The organism is Rouxiella sp. Mn2063 (assembly GCF_049319665.1).
In the GTDB taxonomy this organism is placed as follows: Bacteria; Pseudomonadota; Gammaproteobacteria; order Enterobacterales; family Enterobacteriaceae; genus JBMOUD01.
This window is the reverse complement of sequence record NZ_JBMOUD010000002.1, coordinates 210,262-230,117: the sequence shown is the minus strand read 5'-3', so window position 1 is coordinate 230,117 and position 19,856 is coordinate 210,262. Positions and strand designations below refer to the sequence as shown.

Genomic DNA, 19,856 nt, shown 5'->3' with positions numbered 1-19,856 from the left:
GCCTTAATACCAGGTATATCAGTACTTGCAGATTGAGGTTACGCCGTTGGTACCGTTCCACCGTCAATGACAAATTCGGTCCCGGTTATCGCTGCCGCCCGCGGTGACACAACAAAAGCAATGAGGTCAGCAACTTCCTTTGGTTTCGCCGGTCGACCAAGAGGAATACCGCCTAATGCATCCATGATGATCTGCTTTCCACCTTCATAATCCGTTGAAGCCTGTTCTGCTAATCGTTGCGCCAAAGCAACCGCAGCTTCCGTTTCTACCCAGCCAGGCGAAACTCGTACGACTCGTATGCCCTTAGGCGTGACTTCCTTCGATAAGCTTTTACTGTATGTCGACAATGCAGCCTTGGCAGCAGCATACGCCGTCGTGGATTCGGGTAGCGGGAGTTGATGTTGAATAGAGGTGACATGAACAATCACACCGGTGCCTTGCTCGATCATCTTCGGTAATAACGCGCGATCAAGACGAACGGCTGACATCAGATTCAGATTAAGTTCCTCCAGCCACAGCTCATCATTCAGAACAGCGAAACCACCGCCAGGTGTAGAAGAGCCGCCGACCACGTTAATCAAAATATCTACCCCACCGAGCCGCTCACACACTTGTGTTGCCACCTTTACACAGCCCTCAGCCGTACTAATATCTGCGGCAAGATAATGAACGCCTTCCAAGGTATTATCAGGTATCGTGCGTGCTGTCGTTATTACCCGAGCGCCAAGTTCGACCAGCGTTTTAACCACGGCAGCGCCGACGCCTTTCGTCCCGCCGGTGACTAAAGTGCGTACCCCTTTTAAACCAAGATCGAAATTCATACGCCTATCTCCAAACGCGCGATCGTATTATTTTCAAGGATAAATGCGTAACTGAGATCAATAGGACTGCCGGGGAAGTTGCCGGTCAGACGGCTGATAACGGTAATAATCTCCCCGTTGTGCGCGATAGAGATCGGCTCGCTGATATAGCTATATTTACTGCTGGTCTCCGCTTTCCACTGATAAATAGCGGCTCTGCCTCTATGTGTTTTTTGCTCATCCACTACCAGCGCATTCTCAGTAAAATACTGAGCTACAGTGGCAGCATCTTGTTTGTCTGCGGCAAAATAGCCCGCAATAGCCGAGGGTAAAATAATTGACATGGCAGCTCTCCTGATTAACTTTGTCTCAACAAATCATCTCCTTCACACGAAAAAATGACAAGTACAGACAAAAAAGTAGGGTACTTACCAAAAAGTAAGCATCATGATTACACAAGAGAAACTGCTGCGGCTGGCGTCGAAAAAATTATAAAACTGCTAGAGGGACGCTGGAAGTTGGTGATTTTGTTCCACCTCTTTGGCGGCCAAATTTTACGCTTTTCAGATCTTGAACGCGCTATTCCTGCCATATCGCAAAAAATGCTGATCCAGCAATTACGGCAATTAGAGCAAGATGGCATCGTCCAAAGGATTGTGCACCATCAAGTTCCCCCTAAGGTTGAATACTGTCTTACTGAGTGGGGACAGGCGCTGTGTCCTGCGCTAGATGCATTATTAACCTGGGCGGCATTGCGTGAGGATATCTCAGACAAACATGCAGATTCTTCGCCATCAGATTGATAGCTAATGCTAATCGCGGGGTAAATACCCCGCGGTTCAGACTGCTGACAAAGTCCGTTATTAGGGAAAGTAAACCGTTGGGGTCGTAGCGAGCTTGCTCGCCGGAGCGCCCCTAGGATTACTAAGCCCGTGTATCTCGGTATACCAGACAACTTTGTCATCAAACTCAATCGCGGGGTAAATACCCCGCGATTACTGTGTTACTTCAGGTTATAACGTGCGGCTGACTTATTGTGAGAAAGATTAGGCTTCAACGCTTGGCGGGCATTTTCCATCGCCTGCCAGTCCTTGATATCCGGCAACGCAGGAATAGTCACTAGCTCGCCCTGGTCGAAACCAGACAGCGACGCATCCACCATATCTTCGGCTGACATGATAATCTCTTGCGGCAAATGCCCAGCCGGAACCCCCGCGACATTCCAGAAATCTGTCGCCGTTGCGCCAGGCAATACCACCTGAACACGAACACCTTTATCCGCTAATTCATGATGCAGAGACTGGGAAAATGCCAGTACGAATGCTTTGCTACCGCCGTACACACCGTTGAGTAATTCAGGTGAAATCGCCACAACAGAGGAAATATTAATGATAGCGCCCTGCCCGCGAGCAGCCATTTGTGGTGCTGCAGCATAACTTAGCTCCATCAGGGAGCTGATGTTTAATGTCACCATTTCGCGCATTTGTGCGATGTCAGATTCTAATAACGGCTGGGCTTTACCAAAACCAGCATTGTTAACCAGCAGGGTAATATTGCCGTCTTGCTTGATGGTATCAGTCAGCTGCGCCAGGTCTGCGCTATTGGTCAAATCAGCGCGTATTGTCGTTACCTGACGCCCCGTCTCTTGACGAATTTTGTTGGCGATGATGTCCATTTTGTCCTGGCTGCGGGCAACCAGCAGTAAGTCGTAACCACGTTTTGCCAAGCGATCGGCATAAATAGCGCCGATACCCGATGAAGCCCCGGTAATTACCGCAGTCCCAAGTGTTGTCATGATTTTTCTCTCTGTAGGATATTTAATAAGTGTATATACACACATTGTCGTTTTTTAACTCCCGCCGCGGCGGGTGAGTTTATAACGGCAATGTTCTGAGCTTTCTGGCGATTCTCTGCAAATGATTCACGTCATCTTCACCGAGCAGTTCAATAAAGCTTGCTTGCGCCTGTTGCCATAACGGCATCGCACGAGCCAGTGTTTCTCGACCACTGGGCGAAATAGCGTAGATATGTTGCTTCGGGCTGGTATCTATCGTCACCAAACCCTCGTTTAACAGCGGCTTTATTGTTCTGAGCAGCGTGGTCCGTTCCATTGTCAGGGTATCTGACATTTCACTCATCGTTGCACCTGACTCATTAGCCAGCATGACCAACAGTGAGAATTGGACAATAGTAATCCCCTCGTTTGCCAGATGACGCTCGTACAGAGGCGTCACCGCCCTGGAGATCATCCGCGAAGAGAAACAACTGCATAATGTAAGAAGTTCGGTGCTGTTCATGACAAGAATAATGATGTGTAGATACACACATGTCAAGTGAACAAAAAAAATAAATCGAGGGTATGCGAATCAACGCTCGTGACGTGGAAAATGCAGTGAAAAACACGTCCGATTACCTTGGCTTTCAACCCGGCATTGCCCTTGATGTAATCGCATAATACTACGTACGATGGAGAGGCCAAGACCGCTGCCGCTGGACGAATTTTGTCTTGAAGTATCAGCGCGGTAGAAACGGTCAAAAATACGTGCTTGTTGCTGTGCATCAATTGGCACACCTTGGTTCTCCACCGAAAGAATCATCTCGTCATCTTGCGAATCGGCACTGATCACCACCGTACTACCGCTATCAGCATAGCGAATCGCATTGGCCAATAGATTCGCCATTGCGCGACGCAACAGATCGGCATCAGCCCACACGCTGCCCTGCTGAGGCAATTGTAATGTCAATTGACGCTCTTCTGCCGGCCCCTCGAAATAATCGGCCAATGGCTGTAAAACTTGTGCCAACTGTAAAGTATCACGATGAATCGCCTGGCTGGCATCTTCCGCCCGCGCCAAGAACAACATATTGTCGATCATCTTCGATAAACGGAGTAACTCCTCAAAATTGGAGCCAAGTAGCGACAAATAATAGTCATTACTCCGATGTTGAGTTAACGCGACTTCGGTTTGCCCCAGCAAGTTACTAATTGGTGTACGCAAATCATGCGCCATATCTGCCGAGACCTGACTGAGCTGCCCAAAGCTGGTTTCTAGCCTGTCCAACATTTGATTAAAAGCGTCCACCAGCGGCCACAGCTCACGCGGGGCGTTATCGAGCGTGATGCGGCGCGACAGATGACGCACATCTATCGTGCTGGTTTCTTTTACCAAACGATGTAACGGTTGCAGACCACGACGCGTTAGCAACCAGACAACTAGCGCAGCGGTTATTGTCGCCAGACTAATCCACAACAAGATTTGTTGGCGATAACTGTTCAAGGTTGCCGTTCGGGAGGTCATCAAACGTCCGGTGATAATCTCTAACTGACCGGGGCCATCGTGGGTCTTGGCTAATGCCGAGGCAGAAATAAACGGAATACCATCAAGACTTTGCTGATGATGAACGCTAGCCAGTGTTAAGGGTTTATCTGCAGGGACGGGGGCTATATTAGGGATAGCGGTATTACCAGGATTGACCTCAATCAGCGGCGGTTGACCGGGGAATTTTAGCACCAGCAGTGACTCGGTATTACCGAGCATATTGCCAAACAAACGGGGTTTATCGTGGATCAGTTGCAACGCATCTTCATTAAGCAGCAAGGTACGAATTTGGTCCATGCGGGTGACGAGTTCGCCATCATCGCGCACGCTGATTTGTTTTGCCAACGACTGATACAGTGCCATGCCAACAATAACCATAATCAGCAGCACGGTGGCAGAAACCAACAGTGAGAGACGTGCGGTCAGTGACAAGGATTTCATTGCCCGTCCTCAGCTTCACAACGGTAACCCACGCCGTGTACCGTATGAATAATCGGTGCGCCAAAAGGCTCATCAACCTTCTGGCGCAAACGACGTACTGCAACATCGACTACGTTGGTGTCACTATCAAAATTCATATCCCACACGCGTGATGCGATTAGCGTGCGGCTCAATACCTGACCGATATTGAGCATGAACAACTGCAATAAATTGAACTCTTTATTCGTAAGATCAATACGGATACCAGCACGTTCAACACGACGTTTTGCCATATCCAATTGTAAATCAGCGACGACAAGCAGCTCGTCGCGTTTAGCATGACTTCCCCGGCGTAGCGCAGTACGAATACGTGCCAACAATTCGGCAAAGGAAAACGGTTTAACCAGATAATCATCCGCTCCCAGCTCTAACCCTTTAATACGGTCTTCGACCGTACCTTTGGCGGTGAGAAAAATAACCGGGGCATTAATCTGTTTATCGAGTGTTTTCATGACTGACCAGCCATCAAGCTCAGGCATCATTACGTCCAATAAGATCAGGTCATAATGATACTCTTGCGCCATAAACAAGCCATCGCGACCGTTTTCCGCCACATCAACAACGTATCCTGATTCGGTCAAACCACTTCGCATATACTCCCGAGCTTTGGGTTCATCATCAATGACCAAAATTTTCATCATTATCTCCACAAAGTCAGGATGCGACTGCTACACACAATGGCTATTAACTGTAATGTCTACAGTATAACCACAGGCACTAAGTTTACCGGTGCATAACTGACATCAACATGAGTTAGTTATGACAAAAGTATGACAGGGGGAAAACGGGCTATAGGCATGTCCGCCTCTTCTCAGGCCCAAGGCCAGGATTATTTCAGCGTTAACCTCACCGGCTAATCTATCCATAAAACATCTTATTCTTCGGCCATCAACTGCTGTACCGTCAGCCCAATCTGTTTAATCGCCTGCTCATAAATATCATTGAGTGGGTGAGCAAAATTGATACGTAAGCAGTTGCGATATTTGCCTGCCGCCGAGAATATCGAGCCAACCGCAATATGGATTTTATGCTCTTCCAACAGACGATTAAGGCGCTGGGTATCTATGCGTTCATCAAGCTCAATCCACAATAAAAATCCGCCTTGCGGGCGGCTAACCCCTACACCACAAGGTAAATACTTATTCACCCAAGAGGTTACCGTACACAGATGACGCTGGTATTGGTTACGCATACGCCGCAAGTGCTGAAGGTAATGCCCCTGTTTAATAAAATCGGTCAGCGCGATTTGCGGCAGTGTGGACGTGGCCCCGGTACTGATGTATTTCATATGCAACGCACGATTGTGGTAGCGCCCCGGCGCAATCCAGCCCACCCGCAGGCCCGGCGCTAACGTTTTAGAGAAAGAGCTGCACAGTAAAACGCGGCTATCTTCATCGAATGAGGTGATCGTTGCCGGGCGCGGGTACTGATAAGCCAGGTCGCCATACACATCGTCTTCAATAATGGCAATATCATAGCGCTGAGCCAGACGTAGCAACGCTTTTTTGCGCTCATCTGGCATGTTGTAACCGAGAGGGTTATTGCAGTTTGGCGTCAATTGAATGGCTTTGATTGGCCACTGTTCGAGCGCTAACTCCAGTGCTTCAATGCTAATGCCGGTGATGGGATCGGTCGGAATTTCCAGCGCTTTCATGCCATAACCTTTGAGGGTTTGCATCGCGCCATGAAAACTCGGGGAGTCGACCGCCACAATATCGCCAACCTCGCACACCGAACGGATGGCAATCGCCAAGGCTTCGTGGCAACCGGTGGTAATCATAATATTATTGGCATCCATATGGCTGCCGCTATCGATCATCAACCGTGCTATCTGTTCACGTAATTCCAACGAACCATAAATGCTGTCATATTTCAGCGCCAATAAGTTCTGATGCTGACTGGCGCGTACCATCGCCCGATTGAGCGGCTTGAGAGTGGGGGCCGTAATATCAGGAGAACCGCGCCCTAATTGCACAAAACCCGGTAATTCTGGGGCGGTAAGCAGATCTAAAACCTGATCCCACTGAGTGATATCGACCGGGCGTTGTGCCGAACGACAACCCGAAGGAAGTGCCGCCTGTAGGCGAGTCGAGGTAACGAAATAGCCGGATTTGGGGCGTGCTTCGACCAACTGTTTTTCTTCCAACACGCGATACGCCTGCTGTACGGTGCTGATACTCACGCCGTGTTCACTGCTGAGAATACGCACAGAGGGCAGGCGGTCTCCCGCCGGATAGAGCCCCTGCTCGATGCGTTCACTCAATACTTGAGCCAGATTTTCATATCGATTCATGCGTATTCTCCACCATTCAAATTTCAAACCAGTACAGATCCTTTCAATTTAGCGCAGTAACTGTCATTTACACTAGATCTGTATGCTTAAAATACTCAATTTCTGAATCTGTAATGTTTTTCTGTCTCATTGCATTCTGTTGCTACAGGGGAAACAGGAGCAAGCAAGATGAAAAACACCATCAAAGAACGTCAATTTTGTGCAGATGAAAAGGTTGTCAGCAGTGGTTTCTCACCGGTAAATCAAACGGCCACCATAAAGCCGGTACCCATGAGCTGGAGAAGCAAAATCATACTCTGGATCGGCGCATGGAATGAGCTGCGTACCACTCGTCGCTTGCTAAGACGGCTTTCTGATACTCAGCTAAAGGACATTGGCTTAACACGCCAGGATATTCATGAGGAATATGAGCGCAAGGTCTGGCCGCATTGGCCGAAATGATCGGCAATCATGGCTCACGCACTATACTGCTTCTAGGTTCATTCACGGGAGAGGCGGTATGCAACAACAATGGCAAGAAGTCGATGAATTCCTCGAACACAGCTTACTTGTGCCAGACGAAAATCTGGCACAAACCTTAGCACTCAATGCCAAGCAGGGTTTACCTGCTCACGACGTTTCCCCTTTGCAGGGGCAGTTTCTGATGCTGATGGTGCAGATTAGTGACGCGCGCAGGATTCTGGAAATCGGAACATTGGGTGGCTTTAGCACACAGTACATGGCGCGAGCACTGCCAACGGACGGTAAATTGGTTACGTTGGAGAAAGAGGCAACCAATGCGGCGATTGCACACGAGAATCTGCAGCGCGCCGGTTTACTGGATAAAACGACCATTATCGTCGGTGCAGCAGCACAAACCCTGCCGACCTTACAGACACAGCCACCATTTGATCTTATCTTCATCGATGCCGATAAACAGAACAGCCTGCTTTATCTGGAGTGGGCTATCGAGCTTAGCCATACCGGCAGCGTGATCATCATGGATAATGTGATACGCGGTGGCGCAATTGTTGAAGCACAACGCGATGTAAGTGCTAACGGTATTCATCAGGCACTCAGCGCAGTGAAAGGATTCGAAACCCTGACCGGTACTGCACTGCAAACGGTTGGTAGCAAAGGCTGGGATGGATTCGCTCTGTTCCGCGTACAGAAATAATCCTTCCTCTTTTTACTTAGGTTATCTGTCGAGCTACGGCGGATAACCTGTTGGTTTGCATCACTTCCATGAAATTGATGACAGAAAGACTAACGTCATCCCTAGCATAAATCTACCAACCGCCTATTATGCTTAGCATCTATCTCTCATAGAGATTAATGATGGAACTCAGACAAATCAGACATTTTTTGGCGGTTGCCGAAGAAGAGAATTTCACCCGCGCGGCACAGCGTTGTCATATCGTGCAATCTGCCCTCTCTACCTCAATCAAAACGCTGGAAGAAGAGCTAGATACCGCGCTTTTTATCCGCACAACTCGTCAGGTTAAGCTGACCGCCGCAGGCCGAACGTTGATGAGAAGTGCTGAGCTGGCAATGCATCATTTGGATAAGGGTCTGGAAGAAGTCAAAGCGATTACCTCGCTAAAACGCGGCACACTGTCCATCGGCAGCGTACAAAGCCTGCCGCCGTTTATTAACCTGCCAGCAGCGCTCTCAACTTTTCTTAAAGGTCATCCTGATTTTGAAGTGAAACTCAGTCAGGGCAGCTCGGCATCGCTTAACGAACAGCTGCTCAATCAGCAAATAGATCTGGCGCTGATGCCGCTCGAAGAAGTCGCCCCACATCTGGCAAATCGGATTGTGGCCTGTGATTCAATCGTGGTGGCATTTTTCAATACCCATCCGCTAAGCGCCCACGAGCAAGTTACGCTGGCGCAGCTGAGTGATTATCCCTTTATCGATTTTGAATCTGGCCACGGCACGCGCAAACTTAACGATCGCGGGTTTAGCGCGCAAAACCTGACGCGACGTATCGCTTTCGAGGTCAGCGATTTGGATACTTTGCTCAATTTAGTGGGCGAGAATTTGGGTATTGCGCTGATACCTAAAGCCGTCGTCAACCAACGCAGCGATCTGCTGTGTTGGCGAGAAATATCGGATGCCGAGCTATGTTGGGAGTTGGTTATTGCCTGGCTAAGCAATGGCCGCTACGACGAGACTGTTCCCGACCGGCCAACCGCCGAGTTTTTATCGATGCTCATGGCTGGATTGTAATCGCCAACGGCTTTCTGGCTATCGCGACAGAGCAGACTTTCTATCGCGATAGCAATTTGCCAAAAATATATAATTTAAACTCGACCAGCGCCCTGTCGTTTTTCTCGACCCGCATTCGTAATAGCGCCCCTTCCCACGCACTTAAAATAAATCGGCTCAACGATGCTGCCGTCAATGAAGTATCGAGTTCACCCTGCGTTTGTGCCTGGGCTAAGCAGTCTTCAAGTATTTTGCTCCATGCATCAAAGTGCTCGATAAGGCGCAGACGAATCGCCTCACTGTGATCGGCAATTTCGGCACTGAGGTTTCCCAACAAGCACCCTTTTTCAAATCCTGACTCGCTAAATTGCGCGATCAATTCATCAAAGTAAGCGGCAAGGCGCGCTAAAGGCGACAGTCGAGTATTGCCGAAAACCTTATCCAACCGAACTTTAGCGCGCTCGAAATAAGCATCAACGATCGATGAGCCAAATATTTCTTTGCTCGGAAAATGATTATAAAACGAGCCCTTAGGGACATTTGCCAAAGCCACGATTCCTTGAATGCCCGTTGCCGCATAGCCATCGCTATGAAATGCACTAAGACCGGCTTGAACCAAATTAACACGGGTGTTTTGGTCAGGCTTTGGTCCCCGACGAGGGGCAGAAGACGTTTTCATTCTGGTTCTCCAACTTACTTGACAACTTAAGACGACTGGTCATATTTTATTTATAGCGAGTTGATGCCGCACTGTCAATCCGACATTCGCTAGAGAAATAGCAAGCTGCCCACGTTGTAAAACAGCGGCAACTCTTTGTTATTCAATATTTTTACCACTCAACACTTCCAGGAATCGGCCATGAAAAAAGTACTGATAGCGGCAAGTTTTTTTACTCTAAACACGTTGCTGTCAACAGCATCAGCAGCCCAACCCTCAGCCTATCGCGATCCTCTTGACGCACAAACGCTAACCACCATTAAAACGCAGTTTAGTGAACTGATTACACTGGCTAATAACCACGATATCAAGGCAATACATAATATGTTCTGGCAATCACCATCAACACTGTTAGTTGCCAAAAGTGCAGTTCCTGCAGAAGGGAATTGGGCGGGTTACTGGGGCAATGAGGCAATTGATAAAAAACTGCATGATATCGCCAATTCAGGTCCGGTAGTTCTGACGCCCGATTATGCAAAACTGAAGGTGGTCGGCGTGACCAAAGAGGTTGCCCAATCCTATGCGCCACTGAATATTACCGTGTCATACGCTGGACAAAGCGGGACACCAAAACCGTTTTTACTGATCATTAACTGGGTAAAAATAGCCCAAGATTGGAAGGTCGCAGCGGAAGTCCTTCTGCCTGTGCCGCCATCAGCACCCGTTAAACAGTCAAGTTAACTGACTCAGCCAACCCACTCATCAGAATGGGTTGGCTGATAATGGCTAATTAAGAATTCAACGCCTTGCTGCGGTTGGCAAAGCTCTTACGCAGCTTTTGCAGTTTCGGCGGGATCACTGCCAGGCAGTAACGGTTTTCTTGTCCAGCGCCCGCCCAGTAGTTCTGGTGGTAATTCTCTGCCACGAAGACCTCGCCCAGAGGCTCAATGGCAGTCACTACTGGCTGCTGATTATCCGCCTGCGCACGTTGGATAGCGGCTTTTGCTTCGGCTTCTTGCTCAGCATTCAATGGGAAGATGACTGAACGGTATTGCGTACCGATGTCATTACCCTGACGGTTTAACTGGGTAGGATCATGGGTAACAAAATTGATATCCAGCAGTTCACCGTAGCTGATTTTTTCTGGGTCAAATCCAATACGAATGCCTTCTGCATGGCCGGTTTCACCGCTACAGACTTGTTCGTACGTCGGGTTAGCAACGTGACCGCCGGTATAAACACTCTCAACGGATTCCACACCGATTACATCTTTGAACACTGCTTCGCTGCACCAGAAGCAGCCGTTACCAAAAATGGCGTATTCAATAGTCATGATGACTCCTTAACTTGCAGATGACGTCAATTATAATCGGATAAGACTACTCGTTTGTGCCACATAGCACTAGTCTCCTCTTGTGCCATGCTTAGATAATAATCAGCAATAATCCTTTGGGCGAAGAAAGGTGATCGACAATATATAAACTTTGGTTTTAACTGAGGGGCTCATCAACAGGAGAACCCCAATGTCCTTAGTGTCGCTGGCATCGTTAGCCGACATCCCTGCCCATCAGTGGGATACGCTGGCTGCGACCGATTACCCTTTTTTGCGCCACGCCTTTTTAAGCAGTTTAGAAGAGAGCGGGAGCTTGGGGCCACGTTCTGGTTGGCAAGCTGATCACCTATTATGGGCGGAGAACGGTCAGTACTTGGCGGCGATCCCCGGCTATCGTAAACAACACTCTTACGGTGAATACGTTTTCGATCACAGCTGGGCCGATGCCTGTCACCGTGCCGGGATTGATTATTATCCTAAGTGGCTAGGCGCCGTACCTTTGAGCCCAGTGACAGGCCCGCGCTTACTCGGTGATGCCGCAGCAGCAGCCAAACTGCTGCAACAGCTGCCGGACTATCTGGCACAACATCAGCTTTCCAGTGCACATATCAATTTCACCGACGAACGCGACAACGGGTTATTTACCCGTGACCCGCATTGGCTATCGCGCTTAGGTTGCCAATACCACTGGCACAATCGCGGCTATCGAGATTTTCAGGACTTTCTCGATACTCTTACCTCGCGTAAACGCAAACAGATGCGTAAAGAGCGCGAACAGGTCGCCGCGCAAGGCATCGAATTCGAATGGCTCGACGCCAGAAATGTCAGCGAAACACAGTGGGATTTTGTGTACGCCTGCTACGCCAATACTTACACCATCCGCCGCCGGGCGCCTTACCTGACCCGAGCCTTTTTCAGCCTGTTGGCCGAAAGAATGCCAGAGGCAATTCGTCTGGTCATCGCCAAACAGCAAGGCCAGCCGGTCGCCATGGCGTTCAGTCTGGTCAGCGGCGACACCTTCTTTGGCCGCTACTGGGGATGCCTGGCCGAATTCGATCGCCTGCACTTTGAAACCTGTTTTTATCAGGGAATGGATTACATGATTAGCCAAGGATTATCTCGCTTTGATGCAGGCGCGCAGGGTGAGCACAAACTTATCCGCGGCTTCGAGCCGGTGATCACCCATTCATGGCACTATCTGCGCCATCCTGGCCTAAGGGAAGTTGTGGCTGAGTTTTTGCAACGGGAAAGCGAAGCAGTTAGCGACTGGGCTGTTGAGGCCCGTGACGCTTTACCATTTAGGGAAAGGGAAATCTAATTATCCTCAACGACTAACGATCGACAGTACACAGTAGATATCCACTTTTGGTTGTGCCAGCTTCTCGGAATTGAGTAAGAAGATATCGGTCGATATTGCGTAGCAATACGCAATATCGGGTCACTAACACAGAAGCAGCCTCAAGTATGATGGGGATATTTATCAAAATACAGAGCATATAAACTTACCCAAATATATCATTAGCACATAATCTGATTATTTCAACTAATGCAGTGTTAAGATTCGAAAATATATCGTAAGATAATTCCTAATAAGGTGACAGGGTATTACAGGGAAGGCTTTGACAGTGGCTAACACGTCAAGGTTTATTGTTTTACGGTACAGGGCAGAATCACCCCAACCTATTAATTTTTAGATAGTTTTAACTCAAAGCCATTCTTTAATTATATCGGGGCAGGGACCTGCTAATACTATGAATCGTGTTTATTCCGTTATATTCAATACTTCTCGACGCTGTTCTGTTGTCGTATCAGAGTTAGCTACGGGCAAGAAAAAAAGCAAATCTTTACGAATTGCAAGCTGTGTAGTGCCCGCACTAGTATTTTTGTCGCCGCCAATGGCCCAGGCCGCAACATATACGCCTAGCGATTCATGTACGACGGGTTACGGTGCTGGGAAATTAGGGCTCACCCAAATCCAGGCAGGAACCGGGGTTAATGCCGCCAATAACTCCACGTTTTCTGGTGTCTTTATCGCACTGGCAGGATGTGGCGCAACCACAGGAAACTTCGGGGGCCAAACAGTATATGGTTCATTTGCATCGTCTACCGGCGCGGGGGCGACAGCAGTAGGGTTATTTAGTTCTGCAACACAATACGGCTCGGCCTTTGGTACCAATGCGACGGCGAGTGCCAATGGTAGTACCGCTTTAGGCTTTGGCACACAGGCAACCGGGATTAACTCGGTATCTATTGGTTCCGTTGGCGATGTAGCCGGAAGCGATAGCAACGATGTCACCAAAGCCCCTACCGCTTCAGGCTTTGGAGCGATTGCTATTGGTACTAACGGTCAGCAAGGTGCCCGAGCTACCAACACCGGCTCGATCGCCATAGGCGGGTCAAGTGTTGCCGGTGGTAATAGTGCAATTGCTTTAGGCACCGGGAGCACAGCAAGCGGTGATTTCAGTACGGCATTAGGTCGTTTTACGAATGTTACGCTGGCGAGCAGTGTTGCCCTTGGTGATGGTTCAACGGCTACCGCCGTTTCTGCAACAACAAATAATACTCAAGCGAATGCTATCGTCAGCGGGAAAACCTTAACGATAGCCAAAGGACCAGCGCTCGGTGTCGTTTCCGTTGGGGATGCAGTCAAAGGGAATAGACAAATTCAAGGCGTCGCCGATGGCGCTTTAACAGCAACCTCAACAGATGCCATAAATGGTTCTCAACTATGGCAAATAGCCAATGGCCTCAACAGCAATACTAATGTATTAGGTGCTGACACCGCGACAGCACTGGGAGGCGGCGCCAATTACAATGCTACAACGGGAGCCTGGACCGCGCCTAATTTTACCTTATCTAGCGGCACTACCTCTAATGTAAATTCCGCATTGCTAGGTATAGATACCCTTGGAACCAAATATTATCGTGCAAATTCAACCTTAGCTGGCAGTTCAGCTACCGGCGTAGATAGCATCGCTATTGGCCCGCAGTCTGTGGCCAGCGCGGCTCAGTCTCTCTCCCTTGGTGCTGGGGCAACCGCCAACCAGGCGGCAAGTATTGCTTTAGGGGCTAATTCTGTCACTACCGTCGGTGCACAAACTGGTTATACCGGTTACGCCCTGACCGCATCACAAAATTCTGTGGGAGAGTTGGGTATTGGCACCGCCAACGGTAATCGTAAGATCACCGGATTAGCGGCAGGCTCAGCGCCTAACGATGCCGTAAACGTCGCGCAGCTGACCACCGTCAATAATCAGGTACAGCAAAACACCACTGATATCACTAATCTTGATGGCCGGGTGACCACCGTCGAAGGCGATATCACCAATATCAATAACGGCGCGGGCATTAAATATTTCCACGCGAACTCAACCCTGGCCGACAGTTCTGCCACCGGTACAGACAGCGTTGCCGTCGGCCCACAGTCTGTGGCCAGCGCGGCTCAGTCTCTGGCTCTTGGCGCTGGGGCCACCGCCAACCAGGCCGCGAGTATTGCCCTGGGTTCTGGTTCGGTCACCACCGTCGGCACGCAAAACGGTTATACCGCTTACGCACTGACCGCACCGCAAACCTCCGTGGGTGAGCTGGGGATTGGTACCGCGGCCGGCAACCGTAAAATCACTGGATTAGCCGCAGGTTCAGCACCTAACGATGCCGTAAACGTCGCGCAGCTGACCACCGTGAATAATCAGGTACAGCAAAACACCACTGACATCACCAACCTGGGTGGCCGGGTGACCACCGTTAATGATCAGGTACAACAAAATACCACTGACATCACCAACCTGGGTGGCCGGGTGACCACCGTTGAAGGGGATATCACCAATATCAATAACGGCGCGGGGATCAAGTATTTCCACGCGAACTCAACCCTGGCCGACAGTTCTGCCACCGGTACAGACAGCGTTGCCGTCGGCCCGCAGTCTGTGGCCAGCGCCGCTCAGTCTCTGGCTCTTGGCGCAGGTGCCAATGCCAGCCAGGCGGCAAGTATTGCTCTGGGCTCTGGTTCGGTTACCACCGTCGGCGCGCAAAACGGCTATACCGCTTACGCTCTGACCGCACCGCAAACCTCCGTGGGTGAGCTGGGGATTGGTACTGCGGCCGGCAGCCGTAAAATCACTGGATTAGCCGCAGGCTCGGCACCTAACGATGCCGTAAACGTCGCGCAGCTGACCACTGTTAATAATCAGGTACAGCAAAACACCACTGACATTACTAATCTTGATGGCCGGGCGACCACCGTTGAAGGCGCTATCACCAATATTAACAATGGCGCAGGGATCAAATACTTCCACGCCAACTCAACCCTGGCCGACAGTTCTGCTACCGGCGTAGACAGCATCGCCGTCGGCCCGCAGTCTGTGGCCAGCGGTGCTCAGTCTCTGGCTCTCGGTGCCAATGCGGCGGCAACGACCAACGGTAGCCTGGCTTTAGGTAATAATAGCAGTGTGCAAGTACTGGGCGGCGTAGCGCTGGGACAAGGCTCCGTTTCTGACCGGGCGCTTGCTCCTGCTACCGGCCAGATCGCTGCGGGCAACGGCTCTATTCATTACGATACCTCGGATGCAACATTGCTTGGCGCGGTCTCCCTTGGGAAGAATGGCGAGTATCGGCAGATTACCAATGTTGCCGATGCTACCGAGGCGAATGATGCCGTGACGTTACGCCAATTAACCGGCGCAATTGGCTCCATCAGTGCCAGCGGTACCAAGTACTTCCACGCGAACTCAACCAATGCGCAAGATTCACTGGCCGCGGGTCAAGAGTCTATCGCGATGGGGCCGGCAACCGTGGTTAACGGTGATAACGGTATCGGTCTTGGCAATCAAGCGACGGTCGGCCAGGCGGCAGCCGGAGGGATTGCGATTGGTCGCAATAGCCAAGTACAGCTGGCCTCTGCCATCGCCATCGGTTCCGAAGCGCAGGCCCTGGGAGAGCAGTCCCTGGCTCTCGGCGCTGGCGCTACCGCTAGCCAGGCGGCTAGCATTGCTCTGGGTTCTGGTTCGGTCACCACCGTCGGCGCGCAAAACGGTTATACCGCTTACGCACTGACCGCACCGCAAACCTCCGTGGGTGAACTGGGGATTGGTACTGCTGCTGGCAACCGTACGATCACTGGATTAGCCGCAGGCTCGGCACCTAACGATGCCGTAAACGTGGCCCAGCTGACCACCGTGAATAATCAGGTACAACAAAACACCACTGACATCACCAACCTGGGTGGCCGGGTGACCACCGTTGAAGGGGATATCACCAATATCAACAATGGGTTGGGGATCAAATATTTCCATGCGAACTCAACCCTGGCCGACAGCACGGCGACCGGCGTAGACAGCATCGCGGTAGGCCCGCAATCTACAGCCAGCGGTGCACAGTCTCTGGCTCTTGGCGCAGGTGCCAACGCTAGCCAGGCGGCAAGCATTGCTCTGGGCTCTGGTTCGGTCACCACCGTCGGCGCGCAAAACGGCTATACCGCTTACGCTCTGACCGCACCGCAAACCTCCGTGGGTGAGCTGGGGATTGGTACCGCGGCCGGCAACCGTAAAATCACTGGATTAGCCGCAGGCTCGGCACCTAACGATGCCGTAAACGTCGCGCAGCTGACCACTGTGAATAATCAGGTGCAGCAAAACACCACTGACATCACCAACCTGGGTGGCCGGGTGACCACCGTTGAAGGGGATATCACCAATATCAACAATGGGTTGGGGATCAAATATTTCCATGCGAACTCAACCCTGGCCGACAGCACGGCAACTGGCGCAGACAGCATCGCGGTAGGCCCGCAGTCTGTGGCCAGCGGTGCACAGTCTCTGGCTCTTGGCACAGGTGCCAACGCTAGCCAGGCGGCAAGCATTGCTCTGGGCTCTGGTTCGGTCACCACCGTCGGCGCGCAAAACGGCTATACCGCTTACGCTCTGACCGCACCGCAAACCTCCGTGGGTGAGCTGGGGATTGGTACCGCGGCCGGCAACCGTAAAATCACTGGATTAGCCGCAGGTTCAGCACCTAACGATGCCGTAAACGTCGCGCAGCTGACCACCGTAAATGATCAGGTACAGCAAAACACCACTGACATTACTAACCTTGATGGCCGGGTGACCACCGTTGAAGGGGATATCACCAATATTAACAATGGATTGGGGATCAAATACTTCCACGCTAACTCAACCCTGGCCGACAGTTCTGCTACCGGCGTAGACAGCATCGCCGTCGGCCCGCAGTCTGTGGCCAGCGGTGCACAGTCTCTGGCTCTCGGTGCCAATGCGGCGGCAACGACCAACGGTAGCCTGGCTTTAGGCAATAATAGCAGTGTGCAAGTACTGGGCGGCGTAGCGCTGGGCCAAGGCTCCGTTTCTGACCGGGCGCTTGCTCCTGCTACCGGCCAGATCGCTGTCGGCAACGGATCCATTCACTACGATACTTCGGATGCAACATTGCTTGGCGCGGTCTCCCTTGGGAAGAATGGCGAGTATCGGCAGATTACCAATGTTGCCGATGCTACCGAGGCAAATGATGCCGTGACGTTACGCCAATTAACCGGCGCAATCGGCTCCATCAGTGCCAGCGGTACCAAGTACTTCCACGCGAATTCAACCAATGCGCAAGATTCACTGGCCGCGGGTCAAGAGTCTATCGCGATGGGGCCGGCAACCGTGGTTAACGGTGATAACGGTATCGGTCTTGGCAATCAAGCGACGGTCGGCCAGGCGGCAGCCGGAGGGATTGCGATTGGTCGCAATAGCCAAGTACAGCTGGCCTCTGCCATCGCCATCGGTTCAGAAGCGCAGGCCCTGGGAGAGCAGTCCCTGGCCCTCGGTGCAGGTGCTACCGCCAACCAGGCGGCAAGTATTGCTCTGGGCTCTGGTTCCATCACGACGGTCGGTGCGCAAAACGGCTACATCGCTTACGCCCTGACCGCACCGCAAACTTCTGTGGGTGAGCTGGGGATTGGTACAGCTGCGGGTAATCGTAAGATCACCGGATTAGCGGCAGGCTCCGCGCCTAACGATGCAGTCAATGTGGCCCAGCTGACCACCGTGAATAATCAGGTACAGCAAAACACCACTGACATTACTAATCTTGATGGCCGGGTGACCACCGTTGAAGGGGATATCACCAATATCAACAATGGGTTGGGGATCAAATATTTCCATGCGAACTCAACCCTGGCCGACAGCACGGCGACCGGCGCAGACAGCATCGCGGTAGGTCCACAATCTACAGCCAGTGCGGCTCAGTCTCTGGCCCTCGGTGCAGGTGCTACCGCCAACCAGGCGGCAAGTATTGCTCTGGGCTCTGGTTCCATCACGACGGTCGGTGCGCAAAACGGCTATATCGCTTACGCCTTAGCGACGCCGCAGACTTCTGTGGGTGAACTAGGGATTGGTACAGCTGCGGGTAATCGTAAGATCACTGGATTAGCGGCAGGCTCCGCGCCTAACGATGCAGTCAATGTAGCGCAACTACAAGTAATCGGTAACCAAGTAGATCAAAATACGACCAACATCACCAATCTGGACGGCCGAGTCACTACCATTGAGAGCAGCATAATCAAAGGCGTTAATGCGAAGTACTTCCATGCTAATACCACGATAGCCGACTCGGTGGCCAGCGGCGCTGATGCCGTTGCCATAGGCGGTGGGGCCGTAGCATCAGGTAACGCCGCGATCGCTTCGGGTAATGGCGCTCAAGCATCTGGTGCTGGCTCGGTAGCAATGGGTAATGGAGCCAAGGCGAGTGCTGACGGCAGTGTCGCGCTTGGCAAAGGTTCTGCCGATAACGGCCGTGGTGCAGAAAGCTACATAGGTAAATACTCCAATACCAACAATGTCAGCTTGGGAACGGTGTCAGTGGGTAATGCAGCAACCGGTGAAACTCGCACCATCAGCAATGTAGCTGATGGTGTTGAAGCGACTGATGCGGTCAACATGCGACAACTTGACGGAGCGGTCGCTGAGTCCAAACAGTACACGGATGATTCACTGAAGAACATCAACAACTCCATCACGAATATTGGCGGTGCAATCACCGATGTAGACAATCGCGTCACTCAGGTCGCAAACAATGTGTCCAATATACAAAATGGTACTGACGGTATGTTCCAGGTGAACAATACGAGTGGTGCAGCTAAACCTTCTGCGACCGGAACCGATGCAATGGCAGGTGGTGCTGGCTCAGTGGCATCAGGCAACAACAGCGCGGCGGTAGGGACTAATGCGAAGGCGACGGGTGAAAACTCGGTCGCAATGGGTAACGGTGCTCGCGCGAGTGGAAAAAATAGCGCAGCGCTGGGTGCCAACTCTCTTGCCGATCGCGACAATAGCGTCTCGGTAGGTGCTGTGGGAAGTGAACGACAGATAACCAATGTGGCAGCAGCAACTCAGGGAACAGATGCCGTGAACTTAGACCAGCTCAACAAGAGTGTGTCTAATATCAGTGACAATGCCTACGCGTATACCGACCAACGTTACAGCGAGCTTAAGGACGACCTGAATAAACAGAACAACGTATTGAGTGCAGGTATTGCCGGAGCAATGGCTATGGCCAGCATGCCGCAACCATATTCACCCGGCGCGGGCATGATGTCGATTGGTGCAGCTAGCTATAGAGGTCAGTCGGCGATGTCGATTGGTGCGTCAAGGATATCTGAGAACGGCCATTGGGTTACCAAAATACAGGCTTCCACCAATACCCAACACGACGCAGGGGTTGGTGCAGGTGTTGGCTACCAGTGGTAATTGAGCACAATTTGCGGTTAATCCCGGCAGATTTTTAAAAA

The 19,856-nt window shown here is 51.2% G+C and carries 16 protein-coding genes; 7 read left to right on the top strand and 9 right to left on the bottom strand.

Going from position 1 to position 19,856, the window contains the following annotated elements:
* Positions 1 to 38 precede the first annotated feature (38 nt).
* Together ACL9RG_RS04405 and ACL9RG_RS04400 are read right to left on the bottom strand one after the other, a co-directional pair.
* On the bottom strand, positions 39 to 821 hold the full coding sequence (locus ACL9RG_RS04405) for an SDR family oxidoreductase (RefSeq protein ID WP_422791374.1): 783 nt from the start codon (positions 819 to 821) through the stop codon (positions 39 to 41).
* The gene (locus ACL9RG_RS04400; protein WP_422791373.1) at positions 818 to 1,144 is read right to left on the bottom strand and encodes a nuclear transport factor 2 family protein; all 327 of its coding nucleotides are present in this window, start codon (positions 1,142 to 1,144) and stop codon (positions 818 to 820) included. The genes ACL9RG_RS04405 and ACL9RG_RS04400 overlap by 4 nt, the downstream gene beginning before the upstream one ends.
* A 54-nt stretch (positions 1,145 to 1,198) precedes the next feature.
* Between ACL9RG_RS04400 and ACL9RG_RS04395 the strand changes: the two genes are divergently transcribed.
* Positions 1,199 to 1,603 (top strand): winged helix-turn-helix transcriptional regulator, encoded by a 405-nt coding sequence (locus tag ACL9RG_RS04395; protein WP_422791372.1) that lies wholly within the window; start codon positions 1,199 to 1,201, stop codon positions 1,601 to 1,603.
* A gap of 200 nt (positions 1,604 to 1,803) precedes the next feature.
* On the opposite strand, the gene ACL9RG_RS04390 is transcribed toward ACL9RG_RS04395, so the two are convergent.
* From ACL9RG_RS04390 to ACL9RG_RS04370, 5 genes are all read right to left on the bottom strand, one after another.
* Complete coding sequence (locus ACL9RG_RS04390) at positions 1,804 to 2,595, bottom strand: SDR family NAD(P)-dependent oxidoreductase (RefSeq protein WP_422791371.1); 792 nt, start codon at positions 2,593 to 2,595, stop codon at positions 1,804 to 1,806.
* Between the two features lie 79 nt (positions 2,596 to 2,674).
* Entirely contained in the window at positions 2,675 to 3,034 is a 360-nt protein-coding gene (locus ACL9RG_RS04385) for a MarR family winged helix-turn-helix transcriptional regulator (protein WP_422791370.1), read from the bottom strand.
* Between the two features lie 132 nt (positions 3,035 to 3,166).
* Positions 3,167 to 4,561, bottom strand: a complete 1,395-nt coding sequence (locus ACL9RG_RS04380; RefSeq protein ID WP_422791369.1) for a heavy metal sensor histidine kinase — start codon at positions 4,559 to 4,561, stop codon at positions 3,167 to 3,169.
* Entirely contained in the window at positions 4,558 to 5,238 is a 681-nt protein-coding gene (locus ACL9RG_RS04375; RefSeq protein WP_422791588.1) for a heavy metal response regulator transcription factor, read from the bottom strand. The genes ACL9RG_RS04380 and ACL9RG_RS04375 overlap by 4 nt, the downstream gene beginning before the upstream one ends.
* 236 nt (positions 5,239 to 5,474) lie before the next feature.
* Positions 5,475 to 6,893, bottom strand: a complete 1,419-nt coding sequence (locus ACL9RG_RS04370; RefSeq protein WP_422791368.1) for a PLP-dependent aminotransferase family protein — start codon at positions 6,891 to 6,893, stop codon at positions 5,475 to 5,477.
* 168 nt (positions 6,894 to 7,061) lie between these two features.
* On the opposite strand from ACL9RG_RS04370, the gene ACL9RG_RS04365 reads away from it, so the two are divergent.
* The 3 genes from ACL9RG_RS04365 to ACL9RG_RS04355 all read left to right on the top strand — a co-directional run bounded on the left by ACL9RG_RS04365 (position 7,062) and on the right by ACL9RG_RS04355 (position 9,104).
* Positions 7,062 to 7,334 (top strand): DUF1127 domain-containing protein, encoded by a 273-nt coding sequence (locus tag ACL9RG_RS04365; protein WP_422791367.1) that lies wholly within the window; start codon positions 7,062 to 7,064, stop codon positions 7,332 to 7,334.
* Between the two features lie 58 nt (positions 7,335 to 7,392).
* Positions 7,393 to 8,049: an O-methyltransferase gene (locus tag ACL9RG_RS04360; RefSeq protein WP_422791366.1), complete on the top strand. Its 657-nt coding sequence runs from the start codon at positions 7,393 to 7,395 to the stop codon at positions 8,047 to 8,049.
* Positions 8,050 to 8,210: 161 nt separating this feature from the next.
* Complete coding sequence (locus ACL9RG_RS04355) at positions 8,211 to 9,104, top strand: LysR family transcriptional regulator (protein WP_422791587.1); 894 nt, start codon at positions 8,211 to 8,213, stop codon at positions 9,102 to 9,104.
* 40 nt (positions 9,105 to 9,144) lie between these two features.
* Here ACL9RG_RS04355 and ACL9RG_RS04350 read toward each other — a convergent pair whose 3' ends face one another.
* Complete coding sequence (locus ACL9RG_RS04350) at positions 9,145 to 9,762, bottom strand: TetR family transcriptional regulator C-terminal domain-containing protein (protein WP_422791365.1); 618 nt, start codon at positions 9,760 to 9,762, stop codon at positions 9,145 to 9,147.
* Positions 9,763 to 9,942: 180 nt separating this feature from the next.
* Between ACL9RG_RS04350 and ACL9RG_RS04345 the strand changes: the two genes are divergently transcribed.
* Positions 9,943 to 10,482, top strand: a complete 540-nt coding sequence (locus ACL9RG_RS04345; protein WP_422791364.1) for a hypothetical protein — start codon at positions 9,943 to 9,945, stop codon at positions 10,480 to 10,482.
* Between the two features lie 49 nt (positions 10,483 to 10,531).
* Here the strand turns inward: ACL9RG_RS04345 and msrA are convergent, their stop codons facing one another.
* Positions 10,532 to 11,074 (bottom strand): peptide-methionine (S)-S-oxide reductase MsrA, encoded by a 543-nt coding sequence (msrA, locus tag ACL9RG_RS04340; RefSeq protein WP_422791363.1) that lies wholly within the window; start codon positions 11,072 to 11,074, stop codon positions 10,532 to 10,534.
* 190 nt (positions 11,075 to 11,264) lie between these two features.
* Here msrA and ACL9RG_RS04335 point away from each other — a divergent pair, with 190 nt between their 5' ends.
* Positions 11,265 to 12,392, top strand: a complete 1,128-nt coding sequence (locus ACL9RG_RS04335; protein ID WP_422791362.1) for a GNAT family N-acetyltransferase — start codon at positions 11,265 to 11,267, stop codon at positions 12,390 to 12,392.
* 433 nt (positions 12,393 to 12,825) lie between these two features.
* On the top strand, positions 12,826 to 19,815 hold the full coding sequence (locus ACL9RG_RS04330) for a YadA-like family protein (protein ID WP_422791361.1): 6,990 nt from the start codon (positions 12,826 to 12,828) through the stop codon (positions 19,813 to 19,815).
* The last annotated feature ends 41 nt before the right edge of the window (positions 19,816 to 19,856 follow it).